Raw genomic sequence first — 17,951 nt, 5'->3', positions numbered from 1 at the left:
TCCCTACGGATGCAGCGACCCCTCCCCCACCACCCGAACCCCCGTCTCCTCCCCCGGCCGTACCGACAGCGGTCCCGCCACCCTGATGTCGACCGGGTCGTCGTGGCCGGCGACCGACACGGTGACCATGGCGTCGTGGCCGTAGAAGCACACGTCGGTCACCGTGGCCCGTACCGCGCCTGCCGTGTCCGGGCCGGTCAGGCGGAGTTGTTCCGGGCGGAGCATTACCGTGCCGGCGCGCAGGCCCGCGGGCAGGGCGGGGAGCAGCGGTACGGGGCCGAGCGGGGTGGAGGCCGTGCCGTCGCCGCCGACCGTGCCGGGGAGCAGGACCGCGTCGCCGACGAAGTCCGCGACCCAGGGGTCGGCGGGGTGGCGGTAGAGGTCCTGGGGCGTGGCGCACTGGGCGACCCGGCCGTCGCGGACGACCGCGACGACGTCGGCGGTGGACAGGGCCTCCTGCTGGTCGTGGGTGACGAGGACGGCTGTCGCGCCGGTGGCGCGCAGCGCGGCCCGTACGTCCGCCCGTACCCCCGCCCGCAGTGCGCTGTCGAGGGCGTTGAACGGCTCGTCCAGGAGTACGAGTCGGGGGCGCGGGGCGAGTGCCCTGGCCAGGGCGACGCGCTGTTGCTGGCCGCCCGACAGCTCGTGCGGCATGCGGTCGCCGTAGCCCCCCAGACCGACCAGGTCCAGCATCTCCTCCGCGCGGCGCTTTCGCTCCCCCCTGTCCACGCCCGTCAGGCCGAAGGCCACGTTGCGCGCCACGCTCAGGTGCGGGAAGAGCGCGCCCTCCTGCGGCACGATGCCGACGGAGCGTCGCTCGGGCGGGAGATGAACCCCCGGGCCGGTCAGGACCCGGTCGCCCACTCGGACCGTGCCCGCGTCGGCGCGCAGGAAGCCCGCGACGATGCGCAGCAGGGTGGTCTTCCCGCAGCCGGAGGGGCCGAGGACGGCGGCCAGGGCTCCGGCGGGCACGGTGAGGTCCAGCTGCTGGAGGACGGGCGCCCCGGGGCCGTACGACTTGGTCAGCCCCTCCACGTGCAGTTCGTTCCCCGTTGCGAGCGGTTCGGTCATGTGCGGTGCCTGCCTAGGAGGTACGAGGGGACGGCGGCCAGCAGGATCAGCGCGGCGGCGTAGGGGGCGGCGGCCGCGAAGGATCCGGCGCCGGTCTCGGTCCACAGTCGGGTGGCGAGGGTGTCCATGCCGGTGGGGCGCAGGAGCAGGGTGGCGGGCAGTTCCTTCATGCAGACCACGAAGGTGAGTGCCGCGCCGGCCGCCACCCCGGGCGCGGCCAGCGGCACGGTGACCTCGCGCAGGACCTGCCACGGCCGCCGCCCCAGCGACCGGGCCACGTCCTCCAGGGCGGGCGGCGCCTGGAGCACGGCCGCCCGGGTGGCGGCCACCGCGACCGGCAGGAAGAGGACGGCGTACGCGCCGACCAGCAGCGGGAGTCGCTGGTACAGCGGGTAGGCGTACCGGACCGCGAAGAAGACCAGCGACAGCGCGACCGTGATGCCGGGCAGCGCGTGGCCCGCGTACGCCGCCTGTTCCAGGAGCCGCGCGCCGCGCCCCCGGTACCGGGCGGCGATCACCCCGACCGGCAGGGCGAGGGCCGTGGTGAGAGCGGCGCCGGCTGCCGCGACTCCGAGCGTGGCCCAGGCCGTGTCCGCGAGTCCGCCCAGGTCCCAGGTCGCCGAGCTGCCGACGGCCAGCCAGTACCCGAGGGTGCCGAGCGGGAAGACGACGGCAACGGCCGCCACCGCCCCGCACCACAGCAGCGCGAGCGGCCGCCACCGGCCCAGGGGGAGCGGAACGGCCGGGCGGGCGGTGCCCGTTCCGGTCCTGGTGTGCCCGGCGCGTCCGCGCGTACGGGCCTCGGCGGTGACCAGTGCCACCGTCATCACCACCAGCACCACGCTGAGGGCGGCGGCGGGCGTGCGGTCGAAGGAGGCGCGGTACGAGGTGTGGATGGCCCGGGTGAAGGTGTCGTACCGCATGAGGGAGACCGCGCCGAAGTCGGAGAGGACGTACAGCGCGACGAGCAGTGCACCGCCCGCGGCCGCCGGTCGCAGTTGGGGGAGAGTGACCCGGAGGAAGGTGCCCAGCGGGCCGTGGCCGAGGGAGCGGGCCGCCTCCTCCTGCGCCGGGTCGATGCCGCGCAGCGCGGCGGCGACCGGCAGTTGGACGTACGGGAAGCTGACCAGGGTCAGGGCGAGTGCGGCGCCGCCGAACCCGGCGAGACCGGGCTCCGCGGACAGCCAGGCGAACGCGGCGACATAGCTGGGTACGGCCAGCGGCAGCGTGGCCAGCACCGACCAGGCGCGGGCACCGGGCAGGGCGGTGCGCACGGTCAGCCAGGCCAGCGAGACGCCCAGCACCAGGCAGGCCGCCACGACGGCGGCGGTGAGGCCGAGGCTGCGGCCGAGGAGCTGGAGGGTGCGTTCGTCGGCGACGATCTTCCAGGCGTAGCCGGGACCGCGTTCGAGAGCGCGCACGCCGAGGTAGCCGAGCGGGAGCAGGGCGAGGAGGGCGGCGGCGCAGGCGGGGACGAGCAGGATCAGCGGCGGTCTCCGGCCGGTTCGCGTACGAACCTGTCTCCTCCCGGCCTCCGTACGAAATCCGCGTGCTCCTCCGACCGTACCGACGCCCTCGCGCCCGGCCGGGGCGGATGCTCCGGCGGGGCGGGAGGCGGACTCCGATGACGCGGACTCCGGTGGTGGTGTGCGCACGCCGGTCAGACCAGCCCGACGTCCTGGAGCATCGCCTGGGTCTCCTGGACGGACTCCAGCTTGCCCAGGTCGATCTCTGGCGACTGGAGGGAGTCGAACGGCGGCAGATCCTCGACGGTGCTCGTGACACCCGCGGCCAGCGGGTACTCCATGGTCTTGTCGGCGAAGTAGGTCTGGGCCTCCTTGGACAGCAGGAAGTCGACGGCCTTCTGGGCGGTCTCGCTCTGCCCGCTGTCCTTGAGGACGCCGGCCCCGGCGACGTTGATCAGCGCGCCGGGGTCCTTGCCGGGCAGGAAGTGCAGCTTGGAGCCGACCTTGTCCTCGCCCTTCTCGGCGACCCGCTCGTACCAGTAGTAGTGGTTGACCAGGCCGAGGGAGACCTCGCCGGCCTCGACCCCGTCCAGGGTGGCCAGGTTGTGCGCGTAGGTCTTGGCGCCGTTGTCCTTCAGCGCCTTCAGCCACTCGCGGGTGGCGTCGTCGCCCTCCAGGACGCGCATGCCGGTGACGAAGGCCTGGAAGGAGGGGTTGGTGGGCGCGATGCCGACCTTGTCCTTCCACTCCGGCTTCACCACGTCGTGGACGCTGTCCGGAACCTTGTCCTCGGTGACCTTGTCCGGGTTGTACGCGATGACGCGGACGCGCCCGGAGAGGCCGATCCAGTCGCCCTCGCCACCCCGGTAGGCCGTGTCCACCTTGTCGAGGGTGGCCTGGGGCAGCTTCTCCAGCATGCCTTCCTTGGACAGGGCACCGAGGGCCCCAGCGTCCTGGGAGAAGAACAGTCCGGCCTTGGTGCGGTCGCCCTCCTCCAGGATCTGGGCGGCCAGTTCGGCGCTGTCGCCGTAGCGCACGTCGACCTCGGAGCCGATGGCCTTCTCCAGCTTGTCCAGGAGCGGCTTGACCAGTTTCTCGTTACGGCCGGAGTAGATGACGAGGCTGGAATCACCCTCTCCCTGGCCGCTCTCGTCACCGTCGGAACCGCAAGCGGCGAGGGCGGGGAGAAGCAAACCAGCCGCGACGAACGCGGTGATCCGGCGAGCCGAGGGGCGTCGCATGGTGAGGAACCTTCCTGCGTAGCTCGCCTTTACGCCGCTGTCGCGTCGTCGGTCAGCAAGCGGCCAATCGATATTTTCAAGCCAACTGTGAACATGCTATGAATAAGGTAAAGCTTGCCTAAGCGTCAAGGGGCCTGTGTTAGCGGGGCCTGTGTAAACGGCGGACGCTGGACGCTGCCGCGGAAAGGTCGCGCCCCGGTGATAGACCCCTCTGGCCCCCTTCGGGTCCCGTCCCCCGTCCGGCCCCCGCGCCCCGCCACCTCGCTCGCCACCAGGTCGCTTCCGTTCGCGAAACCGCCCGTACGGCGCCCGCGCGCGCACGGTGTGCCCTTCGCACGCGACCTCGCGGCGTACGGCGACCGCGTCGCCCTCCACACACCAGCGGGTGAAGTCACCTACCGCGCACTCGCCGAACGAGTCGCCGCCACCGCCGAACGCCTCGGCCCCACCCGCCGGTTGGTCCTGCTGGCCGGCACCAACCGGGCCGAAGCACTCGTCGTCCACCTCGCGGCCCTCTCCGCCGGCCACCCCGTCCTGCTCGTCCCCGGCGCCAGCGACAGCACGGTCGGCTCGCTGACCACCGCGTACGACCCGGACGTCGTGGCCCGGCCGGACGCGGACGGCAACTGGACCATCGAGGACCGGCGCCGGGCCCCGGAAAGCACCCGGAGCGCCGGGAGTACCGGGAGTACCGGGAGTACCGGGAGCGCCCACACCCTCCATCCCGACCTCGCGCTGCTGCTGAGCACCTCCGGTTCGACCGGCTCACCCAAACTGGTGCGGCTCTCCCACGAGAACCTGCAGGCCAACGCCGAGTCGATCGCCACGTACCTCGGCATCACCGACACCGACCGCGCGGCCACGACCCTCCCCCCGCACTACTGCTTCGGCCTGTCGGTCATCCACAGCCACCTGCTGCGCGGCGCCGGGCTGATACTCACCGAGCGGTCGGTGTCGGACCCGGCCTTCTGGCAGGAGTTCCGCGCCGCCGGAGGCACCTCCCTGGCAGGGGTGCCGTACACCTTCGACCTGCTCGACCGGGTCGGCTTCGACCGGATGGCACTGCCGCACCTGCGCCGCGTCACCCAGGCCGGAGGCCGCCTGGCACCCGAACGGGTGCGGCGCTATGCCGAGTTGGGGCACCGATCCGGCTGGGAGCTGTTCGTCATGTACGGGCAGACCGAGGCGACGGCCCGCATGGCCTACCTGCCGCCGCACCTCGCCGCCGGGCACCCGGAGGCGATCGGCGTACCGATCCCGGGGGGCTCCTTCCGACTGGCCCCCGTGGACGGCGTGGACGGCGTAGACGGCGTAGACGGCGTAGACGGCCTGGACAGTCACGGGCCGGATGTCGGCGAACCGGCCCATCCGGAGGTCGGCGAACTCGTCTACTCCGGGCCGAACGTGATGCTCGGCTACGCCGAGAGCCCCGCCGACCTCGCCCTCGGCCGCACCGTCCACGAGCTGCACACGGGCGACCTGGCCCGGCGCGCACCCGACGGGCTGTACGAGATAGTCGGCCGCCGCAGCCGGTTCGCGAAGATCCTCGGCCTGCGGATCGACCCGCAGCGCGTCGAGGCCCTGCTGGAACAGCACGGGGTGCGGGCGTACTGCGCGGGCGACGGGGACGCGCTGGCCGTGGCCGCGCTCGGCGGTGCGGTCCGGGAGGTCGGCGAGGAGGCTCTGGCCCGGCTCCGGCGACTGGTCGCGGAGGGGTGCGGGCTCCCGGCCCGCGCCATACGGATCCGAGTCCTCGCCGAACTCCCGCGACTCACCACGGGCAAGCCCGACTACGAGGCCGTACGACGACTGACGCGCCCGGTACGGCGCCCGGCATCGGAGAAAGCGACGGGGGCCACCGTGGCCGAACCCGCGACGGCCGAACCCACGGTGGCCGAACCCACGGGGGATCTCCGCCGGCTCTACGCCGAGATCCTCGACCGCACCGATGTCACCGAGGACAGCAGCTTCGTGAGCCTCGGCGGTGACTCGCTCTGCTACGTCGAGATGTCGCTGCGGCTGGAGGAGTCGCTGGGCGGGCTGCCCACCGACTGGCACACGAGGCCGATCCGCGAACTGCGCGCCCTGGCAGCACCCGAGGCGGAAACGACGGAAATGGCGGAGGCGGCGGGAACGACGGAGCCTCGAGGCCCATGGCCCCGGAGACCCTTGCGAAACCTGCGAAACCTGCGGACCCTCTGGTCCCGGCAGCCCTGGAACAACCGCCACACCCGCCGCACCAGCCGCACCAGCCGCACCCTGGAGACCGGCATCGCCCTGCGCGCCGTCGGAATCGTCCTCATCGTCGGCTCGCACATCCAGGTCTTCTCGGTCCAGGGCGCCGCCCATGTGCTGATCGGCGTCGCGGGCTACAACTTCGCCCGCTTCCACCTGACCGACGCCGCCCACCGCGAGCGCGTACGCCACCTGTGGCGCAGCATCGCCCGCATCGCCGTACCGAGCATGGCGTGGATCGCCGGCGCGGTCGCCCTGACCGGCCTGTACGACCCGGCCAACGCCGTACTGCTCAACAGCCTGCTCGACCAGGGAGCCGAACGCCACGAGTGGCACTACTGGTTCGTGGAGGCCCTGCTCTACTTCCTGGTCGCCCTCGCCGTCCTCATGGCCGTACCGCTGCTGGACCGGCTGGAACGGCGGTACGCGTTCGGAGTGCCGCTGCTGCTCATGGCGGTCGGTCTGATCGGCCGATACGACCTGCCGGACCTGGCCCCGGCCCGCTTCCACCTGGGCCCCACCGTGGTCTTCTGGCTGTTCGCACTGGGCTGGGCGGCCGCGCAGGCGAAGACCGCGGGGCAGCGGTCGCTGCTGACGGCGGCGCTGCTGCTCACCCTGCCAGGCCTGTTCCACGACCAGCCCCCGCGCGCGGTTCTCGTGGCCACCGGACTGGCCCTGCTCATCTGGGTCCCGATCCTCCCCAGCCTCGGCCCGCTCAACCGGATCGCCGGCATCCTGGCGAGCAGCTCCCTCTACATCTACCTGACCCACTTCCAGGTCTACCCCTACCTCCGCGACGACTTCCCGCTCCTCGCCCTCGCCGCCTCCTTGGCGGTGGGCATCGGGTACGCGGCCGTGGCGACGCGGGTGGTACGGACGGTCCGGTGGATGTGAACCACGGCCGCCGGCGCCGGAGTTGAGGCACGGCGCAGAAAGTGTCCCGGACTCCGTCGAGAACACCGCCGAGACGGTCCGCGAAGAAGGCACGGAAGGCCGTCCGCGAAGGCCCGGACCGGCAGCGTACGGCCCGCCCGCTCACGCCTTCAGGACCTTCCCAGGCGCTCCACCCAACCTGCTCTGACCTGGCCTTTCACTCGGTTCGGCGCTACGGTCCGCGCATCGCGAAAGGGGAGCGGATGGACCGCGACATACGCACGGTGGAAGACGTACTGACACTCCTGGACGGCCTGTTCGCACCGGACGCCGACCGCTGGACGGAGGGCGGCGCCGACTGGTGGGACGGCTTCTACGCGGACCGCTCCAAACCCGTACCGTTCTTCGCGGCGAAGCCGGACGAGAACCTGGCGTCGTACCTCGACCGCGGCCTGATCACCCCGGGCCGCGCCCTCGACGTGGGCTGCGGCCCGGGCCGCAACGCCCTCCACCTCGCCTCGCGTGGCTTCCAGGTGGACGCGATCGACCTCTCCCCCGCGGCCATCGCATGGGCGGAGGAGCGCGCGAGCGAAGCCGGCGCGGACATTCGCTTCCATTGCGGGGACGCCTTCGCCCTCGCCGCCACGAGAACCGATCTGTCCGGCCGCCCGTACGACCTGATCTACGACTCCGGCTGCTTCCACCACCTCCCGCCCCACCGCCGCATCAGCTACCTCGCCCTCCTCGACCGGGCCCTCGCCCCGGGCGGCCACCTCGCCCTCACCTGCTTCGCCTCCGGCGAGATGGGCTCCGAACTCCCCGACACCGCCCTCTACCGCCAGTCCCAGTCCCAGCTGCACGGCGGGCTCGCCTATACCGCCGACTCCCTGCGCTGGATCTTCTCCGACCTGGCAGAGGTCGAGCTGCGGCGCATGCGCGACGAACCGCCCGAGTCCCCGCACTTCGGCGAGCCCTTCCTCTGGACGGCACTGTTCCGACGGTGACGCGCCCCGGCCGGGTGGGGGGAAGAAGGACCGGCCGGGGCGCGTAACCCCCCGTTCGAAGATGGCTACTTGTTGGGCTGCTCACAGGACTGCCGACAGGGCTACCGGCACAGCTGCCGACACGGCCGCGGGCACAGCCACGGACACAGCCGCGGACACTGCTTGTCCCTGGTGGCGGACCACATGGAGAGCCAGGCGAGGCCCTTCGGCCTTGCGCCGACGCCTACTGCTCATCGCGTGCCTGCCTCTGCTGTTCACGGGGGTCCCGGAGGGTGGGTACGGCAGCACGCTAGCGATCGGGAATCGGGCAAATCGCTTGATCCGGACGGCGGTTGGGGATCTTAGGGTGCGCTTAAGGGAGAGATCGGGGACGGTTAAAGGTCGAGACCAATTCGGCCTCCTCGTCCGGGTGCGTCAGCTCACGGCCGTACGCCTGCGGCGCCGTACGGCCGCTCCCCGATGCCCACGCCGCACCGGCTCACGCCCGTCCAGCTGGATCCAGATCCGGACCTCGGTTCCGCCCAGAACGGAACGCCCGATCCGCACGTCCCCGCCCGTCGACTCCGCGAGCCGCCGCACGATGTCGAGTCCGAGTCCGGTGGAGCCGTCGCTTCCCGATCCGCGGCCGCGCGCCATCGCCGCCTCCGGGTCCACGATGCCCGGGCCCGCGTCCGACACCAGCACGATCACGGCGTCCTCGCCGTTGTGCACGTCGACCGCGAAGGCCGTGCCTTCCGGGGTGTGCCGGAAGACGTTGCCGAGCAGCGCGTCGAGCGAGGCGGCGAGGTCGGCGCGGGCCACGGGTATGCGTACGGGCCGGTCGACGCCCGCCACTCGCACCTTGCGTCCCTCGTCCTCGGCGAGCGCCGACCAGAAGTCCATCCGTTCCCGGACGACCTCGGCCGCGTCGCACCCGCCGCCGACCCCTGTCACCGCGGTCTGCGGCTTGGCGTCACGGGCCGTCCGGATGATCGTGTCGACCTCGCGCTCCAACTGCGCGACCGCGGCCCTGGTCTGGTCGGCGGCTGCTCCATCGCCGAGCGAGGCCGCGTTCAGCCGGAGGACGGTCAGCGGCGTACGCAGCCGATGTGACAGGTCAGCCGCCAACTCCCGCTCGTTCGCGAGCAGTTGGACGACCTGGTCGGCCATCGAGTTGAAGGCGACCGCCGCGAGCCGCAACTCGGTCGGCCCCTCCTCGGGCACCCGGACGCCCAGCTTCCCCTCCCCCAGCTCGTGCGCGCTCTCGACCAGGCGCCGCGCGGGCTGCACCATCCGCACGCCGAGCCGGTCGGCCACCGCGACCGACCCGACGATGAGCGCGATCCCAACCCCGGCGAGTACGGCCCAGGCCGTGGCGACCCCGTTGGTGACCTCGGACTCGGGGACGTACACCTCGACGACCGCGATCTCGCCCGAGCTCAGGGCGACGGGCTGGAGCAGGGTGGAACCGCCGGGTACCTCGGTGGTGGAGGCCCGGCCCAGCTTCCGGGTCGTGGCGATGTCCTCGCCGTCGGCACGCTGCCGCCCGATGTCGATCGCCTTCTCGCCGTCACCCGTGGAACCGTCGTCCCCGGAGCCATCGCCCGCGGAGCCGTCACTGGCGGGTATGTGCACGGCCATCCCCGCGTCCGAGCCCGCGGAGGCGACGACCCGCTCCAGCTGGTCCCGGTCGGTGGTGATGGAAAGCGCAGGGGCGATGGCCGCGGCCTCCCGTTCGGCGTTCGAGAAGGCCCGGTCCCTGGCCATCTCCCTGATGACGAGGCCGAGCGGCACCGCGAAGGCCACCACCACCATCGTGGTGACCGCCACGCACACCTTGACCAGCGCCCACCTCATCGAGGCGGCTCCGTCCCCGACGGCCCCGACGGCCCCGACGCCCCCGGCGGCTCCAGCTTCACGCCCACTCCCCGCAGGGTGTGCAGATAACGCGGCCTGGCCGCCGTCTCGCCCAGCTTCCGCCGCAGCCACGACAGATGGACGTCGATGGTCTGGTCGTCCCCGTACGACTGCTGCCACACCTCGGCGAGCAGCTCCTTGCGGGCCACGACGACTCCGGGCCGCCCGGCGAGGAAGGCCAGCAGATCGAACTCACGCCGGGTCAGATCGAGGCGTACGCCGTCCAACTCGGCCTGGCGGCGCAGCGGGTCGATGGACAGGCCGCCGACCCGGAGCTCCGGCGAGGGGGAGGCGTCCCCGGCCGAGGACCGGGAGCGGCGCAGCACCGCCGCCATCCGTGCCGACAGGTGCTCGACCGAGAACGGCTTGGTCAGGTAGTCGTCCGCACCGTCGTTGAGCAGCCGGACGATCTCCGTCTCGTCGTCCCGCGCGGTCGCGATGATCACGGGCACGTCGGTGATGCCGCGCAGCATCTTCAGTGCCTCCGACCCGTCCAGGTCCGGCAGGCCCAGATCCAGGATCACGACGTCGAAACGGAAATGGGCGACCTCGCGCAGCGCCTCAAGTGCGGTGCCGACACTGCGCACCGTGTGCGCGGCCTCGGTGAGATGCCGGATGAGGGCCGAGCGTACGAACTGGTCGTCCTCGACCACGAGCACACTTGCCATGGCCCGCACCGTACGCCATACGGGGGACGCCGGTCCGGGCCTGTGGACAACTCCCCGGCGAGCTGTCCGAGGGCTCGCGCCGAGTGCTTCCAAGGCACTCACGCAGGACACGTGTGGGGCGCGTGGGGCAGTATGGCCCGCGATGCGCAGAGGACTCGTACACGCTTTGGCTTGGTCGCTCGCCACGGGCGCGGCGGTCACGCTGTCGTGGTGGGGCGTCCACACGGTGATGACGGGAACGGCGTACGATCCGCCGCGCGCGCTGCCCATCACGGCGGACGGGGCGACCGCCGAGGCGGCGAAGCCGTTGTCCTCGTCGACGAGTCGGCCCGATTCCGATTCCGGGTCTGATCCCGAGCCCGAGTCGTCCACGAGCGCGAACGAGAAGCCGGGCAAGGGCGGCAGACCGGCCTCGACTCCCGAACCATCCACGTCGGGCGGTCCCGGTCGTAGTCCCAGCCCGGGCACTGGCGCGGGTACGGATACTGGTGCGGGTGCCTCCGGTGAGGTCAAGAGTTACGACACCGAGGGCGGTCGGGTTGTCTTCGACCTCGGGAACACTTCCGCGTCGCTGGTGTCTGCGACGCCGGCCTCGACATGGTCGATGCAGGTGTGGAAGACCGAGACGTGGATTCGGGTGGACTTCTCTTCGGGGGCCGATCGAGTTTCGGTGTTCTGTACGTGGCATGACTCGGCGCCACGGGTTGAGATCAACAATTACTGAGGCGGGTCGCTCCGCGCGGGTCGCTCCGCGCTGAGGCCGGTGGGTTGTCTGCGGGTCGTGGGGGCTGGTCGCGCAGTTCCCCGCGCCCCTGAAGGGGCGCCGTCGTGCGGGCGGCTCGGCGCGGCGGGCCGAGTCCGCCGCCGACTAACGGAACACCGACGGCGGTGGTGCCGGTGACGCCACAGCTCCTGCGTCTGTGACCGGTGACGCTCCTCCCGTGAAGTCCCTCAGCGCCTTGCCGTGTTCGACTCTCGCGGGGTGGGGGTCGGAGGCCGCGCGGCGGGTGAGTTCGGGGATGGGCAGGGGGTGGTCGGAGGCGACCAGGACGGCGTTGCCGAAACGTTTGCCGCGCAGGACCGTCGGGTCGGCGACCAGGGCCAGCTCGGGGAACACGCTCGCGGCGGTGGCGATCTGGCCGCGCAGATGGGCGAGCGGCGGGCCGTCGGCGAGGTTGGCGGCGTACAGGCCACCGGCCTTGACGACCCTGCGTACGTCGGTGAGGAATTCGGACGACGTCAGATGAGCGGGCGTCCGCGCCCCGCTGAAGACGTCCGCGATGACGAGGTCCGCCCAGCCGTCCGGCACCTTGGCCAGGCCTTCACGCGCGTCGACGGATCGGACGCGAATCCTGGCGTTCGGGTCCAACGGCAGCTCGCGGCGGACCAGTTGGACGAGGGCCGCGTCGCGTTCGACGACCTGCTGGGTGGAGCGGGGGCGGGTGGCGGCCACGTACCGGGCGAGGGTGAAGGCGCCGCCGCCGAGGTGCACGACTTGCACGGGTTTGCCGGGCGGGGCTACGAGGTCGACGACGTGGCCGAGTCTGCGCTGGTACTCGAAGTTCAGGTACGCCGGGTCGTCGAGGTCGACGTGCGACTGCGGGGCCCCGTCGATGAGCAGGGTCCAGGCGCGCGGCCGGTCCCGGTCGGGCATCAACTCGGCAAGCCCGCCGTCGACGGCCTCGACGACGGCTTCGCCGGCCGCACGCCTGCCGTCCGACCGCCTGTCGTCCGGCCGCTTGCCGTCCGACCGCTTGTCGTCCGACCGTCTGCCGTCCGACCGTTTGTTCCTAGCCCTCGCCATCCGCCCATTATCCGGGGAGGTGCCCCGACAGGGGCGCGGGGCGTGACACCATGCGGCTCCGCCGCGTGGGCGCGATCAGCCCACCACTACCCGCACCTCACACACGGACCCCCAGCCCACGGGCCCTCAAAACCTCAACGGCAGTTGTCCGCAGCCTCGATCAACCGCGCCGCCTCCCCGAGAGCGGCCCGCAAAACGACCGGGTCCGTGGCCAGGTCGGCGTCACCCGGCGGCAGAAGCCAGTCCGAGCCCTCCACAGGCGGCTCGGGCGCGAGGCTCGCGAAGCTGACGCCACGCCCGTCGGTCTGCGTACACGTACTGCCTGGGACGTCCCAGGCGTCAGCCGTGCCCGGCGGCACCAGAAATCCCAGAGTGTCGCAGCTGTCGTCGTGCAGGACCGGCCCGACCGCCTCCGCCGCCGCGCCGCGGCGCAGGATGTCGACGGCCTCCAGCCCTTGTCGCGCGGGCACGGTGACGAGATCGCAGGGATCCTCGGACCGCTCACCCTCGCCACTCGGCGGGGCGCTGCACTCGGGGGTCGGTCTGTGCCCCGCCACCGAGAGCGGCGTACAAGAATCGATGCTCTGCCTGGTCTCCATCCTGGCCTCCACCACGGAACCCTCCTCGATCGAACGCACCGCATGGTTCAACGCGCCGAAGCGTCAACGGCTACGGCGGAACTGGGCCGCAAAGGATGGCAGTTCATGGCAGATCAGGGATGAGATATCCGGTTTGTAGCCAAACTCCGCGTGCTGGGATCGTCACAGCCGGTACGTTCGTGCCCGCCGGAAATCGAGCGCGACACGACCGACTGACTGACCTGGCCGATCAACTCGCCCTCGCTCCGGCATGGTTCGACGGTTCGCGAGAGAGGGCCCGGCCATGGCGTCGTCAACGACGACCACGTCGTCCCAGTCACCTCGGCCACCACGGCCGAATCTTGCCTTCCGGCGGGTGCGCGGTCAGCGCTCGCCCGGCGAGTTCGCCGCGGCGGTGCGACGGGCCGCTCGCGAGATCGGCGAGCGGGTCAGCTGCGACGCACGCTACATCGGGCGGGTCGAGGCGGGCGAGATCCGTTGTCCCAACTACGCGTACGAGCGGGTGTTCCTGCACATGTTCCCCGGCCGCACGCTGACGGACCTGGGGTTCGCGCCCCGTTCGGCGGTACGCGGCCGGGGGGCGCGCACCACCGACGGGGCGCCCTCGGCGCACATCACGAGCCCGGTGTACGCCCCGCATGAGGCGAACAGGGCGTACGAGCCGTATGACAACACGCACGACTCGCATGACCCGCACGACACTTACGACACGTGTGACCCACATGACCCATATCGCACGTACGACCTGCATGACCCGCATGACCCGCATGACCCGTACGAGAACGACCATCAGAACCCCGAGGAGAGCGACGTGCAGCGTCGCGCATTCATGAGCGGCGGTACCGCCACCGTGGCGGCCGCCTCGCTGGCCCCCTTGACGCTCGCGCTCGGCGGTGTCGCCACTGCCGCGGACCGTTCCGTGCGGCGGGTCGGCGAGGCCGAGGCGGGGGCCCTCGAAGAGGCCGTACGCAAGATCCGGCTGCTGGACGACCGGCACGGCGCCGACGGGCTGTACCGGAGAGCGGCGGCTCCGCTGCGTGCCGCGTACGCCCTGCTGGACGCGGGCGCGACGCGGCAGGCGACCGCCGATCGGCTGCACGCGGGGGCCGGTGAACTGGCCATCTCCGTGGGCTGGTTGGCACACGACTCGGGGCGTTTCGACGACGCGCGCTCCCACTACGCGGAGGCTCTCGCGACCGCCCGGGTGGCCGGGACCCCGGCCCTGGAGGCGCACGCCTTCTGCAACACGTCCTTCCTCGCGCGCGATGCGGGGCGACCGCGCGAGGCGGTGCGGGCGGCCCAGGCGGCTCAGCACGCGGCGCGTCCGCTGGGCTCGGCCCGGCTCATGTCACTGCTCTCGCTGCGCGAGGCGGGCGGCTGGGCGGGGCTCGCGGACCGCACCGGTTGCGAACAGGCGCTGACCCGCGCCCAGGCGCTGTACGGTCGTGGCCCCTGTGACGCCGATCCGGAGTGGATGAGCTTCTACGGAGACGCCGAACTGGCAGGCCTGGAGGCCCAGTGCTGGTCGATGCTGGGCGACTGGAGCCGTGCGGCCCACCAGGCGCGGCGTGCCGCACGGCTCCAGGACCCGCACTTCACACGCAACATCGCGCTCTACACGGCCGAACTCGCCGATGACCTGGCCCGCGCCGGGCATCCCGACGAGGCCGCCGCGGCGGGGCTGCGCGTCCTGGACCTGCTCGACGAGGTGCAGTCCTCGCGCGTCCAGACGATGCTGGCGGGCACCGCGCGCGTGCTGCTGCCGCACAAGAGGGCGTCGGGAGTGTCGGCGTTCCTGGAGAGGCACGCGGAGCTGCCGCGCACGGCGTGAGCCAGGCAGCGGCCTCGGGTCTACAGGCAGTGGCCTCGGGGGTATTCGGATTGCCGTACATGTCGCGGACGGTGACGCCTCCCGGCCGCGCACGGCATTGGCAAGGGCGCCGTTGACACCGGAGGCGGATCAGCAGAAGTACGGGTGACGCCCCGATTCCCACCCAGGTTCACACCCGGGCTCACGCCCCGGCCAGGTGCCCCAGGTCGTTCCAGCTCTCGATCGCCGGTTCCCCGTACGCCCAGCCAAGAACGGACAGCGACGTCGGGTTCAGCCGTATCCGCCCCGCGAACGCGATCGGCAGTCCCAGCCAGCGCGCACCGATCGACCGCAGGATGTGCCCGTGGGCGAAGACCAGCACGTCACGGTCCTCGGCGAGCGCCCACTCGACGACCTCGTCCGCGCGCGCGGAGACCTCAGTGAGGGTCTCCCCCTCGGGCACCCCGTCCCGCCAGATCAGCCACTCCGGCCTGGCCACCTGGATCTCGGCGGGGGTCATGCCCTCGTACGCGCCGTAGTCCCATTCCATGAGCGTGTCCCAGGTGGCCGCCCGGTCGCCGAACCCGGCGAGTTCGCAGGTCTCACGCGCGCGTGCCAGCGGGCTGGTGCGTACCTCGACGCCGGGCAGCCCGTTGAGCGGTGCCCGGTGCAGGCGCTCGCCGAGCAGCTTGGCGCCGCGCCGGCCCTCCTCCAGGAGCGGGATGTCGGTCCTGCCGGTGTGCTTGCCGGACAGCGACCACTCCGTCTGTCCGTGCCGGGCCAGCAGGATGCGCGGTGCCATGAGGGGCCTTTCCGGGAGGCATGACGGAAGGAATGAAGGGAGGAATGAGGCTTGGATCACTCCATCATCGCTCACCGGCCACTGGAGCAACCCACTGGGCGATCTCAGCGTCTTTGAGCACCAGGGGCGCCCCCCAGGGGCTTTCGCGTACACCGTAAATTGGCTGGCCTGTGTCACATCGGCCAGGGAAGCTGGAGGGGGAGGGATCGGATGCTGCGGACCGATGTACCGGGCACCGAGGCGGTACCACGCACCCGCCTCCGCTGGTGGACAGAACTGCCCATCATTTTGCTGGTGTACGGGGCGTACTCGGCGGGACGGCTGCTCGCGCGCGGGGACGTGACCAGCGCCGTCGACCACGGTCTGGCGATCCTGCGCGTCGAGAAGTTCTTCTATCTCAACGCCGAGCACCCGCTGAACCGTCTCTTCACGCGGGAGCCCTGGATCGGCATACCCGCCGACTTCTGGTACGCGTCGCTGCACTACATGGTCACGCCCGCCGTGCTGATCTGGCTCTTCCGGTCCCGGACCGTGCGCTACAGAGCCGCCCGGACCTGGCTGATGGCCTCCACCTTCGTCGGCCTGATCGGCTTCACGCTGCTGCCGACCTGCCCGCCGCGGCTGCTGTCCGCGAGCCACGGGTTCGTCGACACGATGGCCCAGTACAGCGACTACGGCTGGTGGGGCGGCGAGGCGAGCGCGCCGCGCGGGCTCGGCGGCATGACGAACCAGTACGCGGCGATGCCGAGTCTGCACGTCGGCTGGGCGCTGTGGTGCGGGGTGATCCTGTGGCGCTACGGGGGCACGCGGTTCACCAAGGTCCTGGGGGTCGCGTACCCGTTGATCACCACGATCGTGGTGATGGGCACCGCCAACCACTACTTCCTCGACGCACTCGCGGGCGCCGTCGTCATGGGGATCGGGCTGCTGGTGACCCGGCCGGTGCTGCGGGTCGCGGACATGGTCCGGGCGCGGCTCGGGGTCCGGACTCCCGCACCGGTCACGGCGGGCCGCACACCGGTCACGGCGGGCCCGCACGCCGCAGGTTCCTCAATTGTCAGTGCGGGGTGCCAGACTTCCACGGGTGAGCAATTTCCCCGACAGCGCAAGGTCCGTGCCACTCCGGGCGCAGAGCAGGGAGCCGAACCGGGAGCGAGTCCCACCGACGCGGGGGACGGCGCTCCGGCACCGGCTCGCTGAGCTGCGCGGCCCGGCGGTTCCGCCGCAACCGCTCGACGCGCGCGCTCTCGCGGCGCTCGCCGCGAACCCCGGCTGCAAGCGGCGCGCGATCCTCGACGGGGCGGGGGTGAACAAGTCGGCGCTGGCGAGCGCGCTCGGCTCGCCGTCGGCGTTCGGGCAGTCGCAGTTCGCGTTCATGCGGGGCAATGCCTTCGAGGCGCGGGTCAAGGCCGACGGGGGTGCGGAGCTGCTGCGGCTCGTGCACGAGAAGCTGGACGCCGGGGCCGTGCCGCCCACGGCCGGTGTCATTCCCGACCTCACGGCCGTCGGCCCCGAGGGCCGCACGGCCCGTACGGCCCTGGCTCTGCGCGAGGCCACGGCGGCCGGCACCTGGACGCTGCTCGACCACCCTTTGCTCGCGCTGGACGTCGCGGGCTCCCCCGCCTTCCTGGAGCCGGACGCGGTGGTCGTCCACCCCGACGGGAGCTGGACGGTCGTCGAGATCAAGTCCTTCCCGATGCTGGACGGCTCGGCGGACGCGGCGAAGGTCGGCGCGGCGGCACGGCAGGCCGCGGTGTACGTACTGGCGCTGGAGCGGGTCGCGGCGCGGCTCGGCGGGGAGCCGGAGGGGCGCGGCGAGGAGCCGGAGGGGCGCGATCAGGACAGCGCTCCCGCGCCCGAGGTCCGGCACAAGGTGTTGCTGGTCTGCCCCAAGGACTTCTCCAACCTCCCCGCCGCCTCAGCTGTCGACATCCGCAAGCAGCGCTCGGTGACCCGCCGCCAGTTGGACCGTCTCACCCGCATCGAGGACATCGCCGACGCGCTCCCCGAGGGCACCTGTTTCGCCCCTGACCTGCCCGCCGCCGACCTGACGGCGGCGGTCGAGTCGGTCCCGGCGACGTACGCCCCCGAGTGCCTCTCCGCCTGCGAACTCGCCTTCCACTGCCGCGACCGCTCCCGCGCGGACGGCGCGGTGACGTCGCTGGGGCGATCACTGCGGGCGGAGTTGGGCGGGCTCGCGAAGGTCGATGACGTCCTGGCGGCGGCCCGCGGCGAGGCCGGCGATCCGGACGACCCGGCGGTGGCCGCGCTGCGGAGAGCGGCGGAGTTGCGCGCGGAGGCGCTGGGCGGCACCGAGACGCTGCGGCCCGAGGTGTCCGGGCGTGCGACGTGCTGAGCCCGTTCCAACTCCGCCGCGGTATCCGTCCCGAAAGGGGCGCGGGGAACTGCGCGACCAGCCCCCACCGACCCGCACGTAATCCACGACCCGCACATACCACCCCGAACCGCGCGGAGCGCGGCG

The 17,951-nt window shown here is 72.1% G+C and carries 14 protein-coding genes; 6 read left to right on the top strand and 8 right to left on the bottom strand.

What is annotated here, in order from left to right:
* Positions 1-3: 3 nt before the first annotated feature.
* Genes ACTWQR_RS25270 through ACTWQR_RS25260 form a run of 3 tightly spaced genes read right to left on the bottom strand, consistent with a single transcriptional unit; the run spans position 4 to position 3,778 of the window.
* Positions 4-1,071, bottom strand: a complete 1,068-nt coding sequence (locus ACTWQR_RS25270; RefSeq protein ID WP_443229442.1) for an ABC transporter ATP-binding protein — start codon at positions 1,069-1,071, stop codon at positions 4-6.
* Positions 1,068-2,726 (bottom strand): ABC transporter permease, encoded by a 1,659-nt coding sequence (locus tag ACTWQR_RS25265; RefSeq protein ID WP_443229441.1) that lies wholly within the window; start codon positions 2,724-2,726, stop codon positions 1,068-1,070. The genes ACTWQR_RS25270 and ACTWQR_RS25265 overlap by 4 nt, the downstream gene beginning before the upstream one ends.
* A 5-nt stretch (positions 2,727-2,731) precedes the next feature.
* Positions 2,732-3,778, bottom strand: a complete 1,047-nt coding sequence (locus ACTWQR_RS25260; protein WP_443229440.1) for an iron ABC transporter substrate-binding protein — start codon at positions 3,776-3,778, stop codon at positions 2,732-2,734.
* Positions 3,779-4,102: 324 nt separating this feature from the next.
* Here ACTWQR_RS25260 and ACTWQR_RS25255 point away from each other — a divergent pair, with 324 nt between their 5' ends.
* Both ACTWQR_RS25255 and ACTWQR_RS25250 read left to right on the top strand, forming a co-directional pair.
* A complete protein-coding gene (locus ACTWQR_RS25255) occupies positions 4,103-6,907 on the top strand; it encodes an AMP-binding protein (RefSeq protein WP_443229439.1) in 2,805 nt (934 codons plus the stop codon).
* Between the two features lie 242 nt (positions 6,908-7,149).
* Complete coding sequence (locus ACTWQR_RS25250; RefSeq protein WP_443229438.1) at positions 7,150-7,890, top strand: class I SAM-dependent methyltransferase; 741 nt, start codon at positions 7,150-7,152, stop codon at positions 7,888-7,890.
* Between the two features lie 414 nt (positions 7,891-8,304).
* Here the strand turns inward: ACTWQR_RS25250 and ACTWQR_RS25245 are convergent, their stop codons facing one another.
* Both ACTWQR_RS25245 and ACTWQR_RS25240 read right to left on the bottom strand, forming a co-directional pair.
* Positions 8,305-9,726 carry an ATP-binding protein gene (locus tag ACTWQR_RS25245; RefSeq protein ID WP_443229437.1) on the bottom strand — a complete coding sequence of 474 codons (1,422 nt, stop codon included), beginning with the start codon at positions 9,724-9,726 and terminating at the stop codon, positions 8,305-8,307.
* Positions 9,723-10,454, bottom strand: a complete 732-nt coding sequence (locus tag ACTWQR_RS25240; RefSeq protein WP_443229436.1) for a response regulator transcription factor — start codon at positions 10,452-10,454, stop codon at positions 9,723-9,725. The genes ACTWQR_RS25245 and ACTWQR_RS25240 overlap by 4 nt, the downstream gene beginning before the upstream one ends.
* 142 nt (positions 10,455-10,596) lie before the next feature.
* Here ACTWQR_RS25240 and ACTWQR_RS25235 point away from each other — a divergent pair, with 142 nt between their 5' ends.
* Positions 10,597-11,178, top strand: coding sequence for a hypothetical protein (locus ACTWQR_RS25235; protein WP_443229435.1), 582 nt, complete (start codon positions 10,597-10,599; stop codon positions 11,176-11,178).
* Positions 11,179-11,322: 144 nt separating this feature from the next.
* Here the strand turns inward: ACTWQR_RS25235 and ACTWQR_RS25230 are convergent, their stop codons facing one another.
* Together ACTWQR_RS25230 and ACTWQR_RS25225 are read right to left on the bottom strand one after the other, a co-directional pair.
* Positions 11,323-12,108, bottom strand: a complete 786-nt coding sequence (locus ACTWQR_RS25230) for a spermidine synthase (RefSeq protein WP_443229519.1) — start codon at positions 12,106-12,108, stop codon at positions 11,323-11,325.
* A 284-nt stretch (positions 12,109-12,392) separates the two neighbouring features.
* The gene (locus ACTWQR_RS25225; RefSeq protein WP_443229518.1) at positions 12,393-12,857 is read right to left on the bottom strand and encodes a hypothetical protein; all 465 of its coding nucleotides are present in this window, start codon (positions 12,855-12,857) and stop codon (positions 12,393-12,395) included.
* Between the two features lie 283 nt (positions 12,858-13,140).
* Between ACTWQR_RS25225 and ACTWQR_RS25220 the strand changes: the two genes are divergently transcribed.
* Positions 13,141-14,688 (top strand): hypothetical protein, encoded by a 1,548-nt coding sequence (locus tag ACTWQR_RS25220; protein WP_443229434.1) that lies wholly within the window; start codon positions 13,141-13,143, stop codon positions 14,686-14,688.
* A gap of 181 nt (positions 14,689-14,869) precedes the next feature.
* On the opposite strand, the gene ACTWQR_RS25215 is transcribed toward ACTWQR_RS25220, so the two are convergent.
* Entirely contained in the window at positions 14,870-15,469 is a 600-nt protein-coding gene (locus ACTWQR_RS25215) for a histidine phosphatase family protein (protein ID WP_443229433.1), read from the bottom strand.
* Positions 15,470-15,679: 210 nt separating this feature from the next.
* Between ACTWQR_RS25215 and ACTWQR_RS25210 the strand changes: the two genes are divergently transcribed.
* Entirely contained in the window at positions 15,680-16,669 is a 990-nt protein-coding gene (locus ACTWQR_RS25210; protein WP_443229432.1) for a phosphatase PAP2 family protein, read from the top strand.
* On the top strand, positions 16,584-17,825 hold the full coding sequence (locus ACTWQR_RS25205) for a hypothetical protein (RefSeq protein WP_443229517.1): 1,242 nt from the start codon (positions 16,584-16,586) through the stop codon (positions 17,823-17,825). Before ACTWQR_RS25210 ends, ACTWQR_RS25205 begins: the two co-directional genes overlap by 86 nt.
* Positions 17,826-17,951 lie beyond the last annotated feature (126 nt).

The organism is Streptomyces sp. 2A115 (assembly GCF_052245575.1).
Lineage (GTDB): Bacteria > Actinomycetota > Actinomycetes > Streptomycetales > Streptomycetaceae > Streptomyces.
The sequence above is the reverse complement of the archived record's forward strand: the minus strand, read 5'-3'. Positions and strand labels throughout refer to the sequence as shown.

Bases quoted from the DNA above. Each gene is read 5' to 3' on its own strand.
- ACTWQR_RS25270 (WP_443229442.1), bottom strand. From the start codon at position 1,071: ATGACCGAACCGCTCGCAACGGGGAACGAACTGCACGTGGAGGGGCTG.
- ACTWQR_RS25235 (WP_443229435.1), top strand. From the start codon at position 10,597: ATGCGCAGAGGACTCGTACACGCTTTGGCTTGGTCGCTCGCCACGGGC.
- ACTWQR_RS25250 (WP_443229438.1), top strand. From the start codon at position 7,150: ATGGACCGCGACATACGCACGGTGGAAGACGTACTGACACTCCTGGAC.
- ACTWQR_RS25240 (WP_443229436.1), bottom strand. From the start codon at position 10,454: ATGGCAAGTGTGCTCGTGGTCGAGGACGACCAGTTCGTACGCTCGGCC.
- ACTWQR_RS25225 (WP_443229518.1), bottom strand. From the start codon at position 12,857: ATGGAGACCAGGCAGAGCATCGATTCTTGTACGCCGCTCTCGGTGGCG.
- ACTWQR_RS25260 (WP_443229440.1), bottom strand. From the start codon at position 3,778: ATGCGACGCCCCTCGGCTCGCCGGATCACCGCGTTCGTCGCGGCTGGT.
- ACTWQR_RS25210 (WP_443229432.1), top strand. From the start codon at position 15,680: ATGCTGCGGACCGATGTACCGGGCACCGAGGCGGTACCACGCACCCGC.
- ACTWQR_RS25245 (WP_443229437.1), bottom strand. From the start codon at position 9,726: ATGAGGTGGGCGCTGGTCAAGGTGTGCGTGGCGGTCACCACGATGGTG.
- ACTWQR_RS25215 (WP_443229433.1), bottom strand. From the start codon at position 15,469: ATGGCACCGCGCATCCTGCTGGCCCGGCACGGACAGACGGAGTGGTCG.
- ACTWQR_RS25230 (WP_443229519.1), bottom strand. From the start codon at position 12,108: ATGCCCGACCGGGACCGGCCGCGCGCCTGGACCCTGCTCATCGACGGG.
- ACTWQR_RS25220 (WP_443229434.1), top strand. From the start codon at position 13,141: ATGGCGTCGTCAACGACGACCACGTCGTCCCAGTCACCTCGGCCACCA.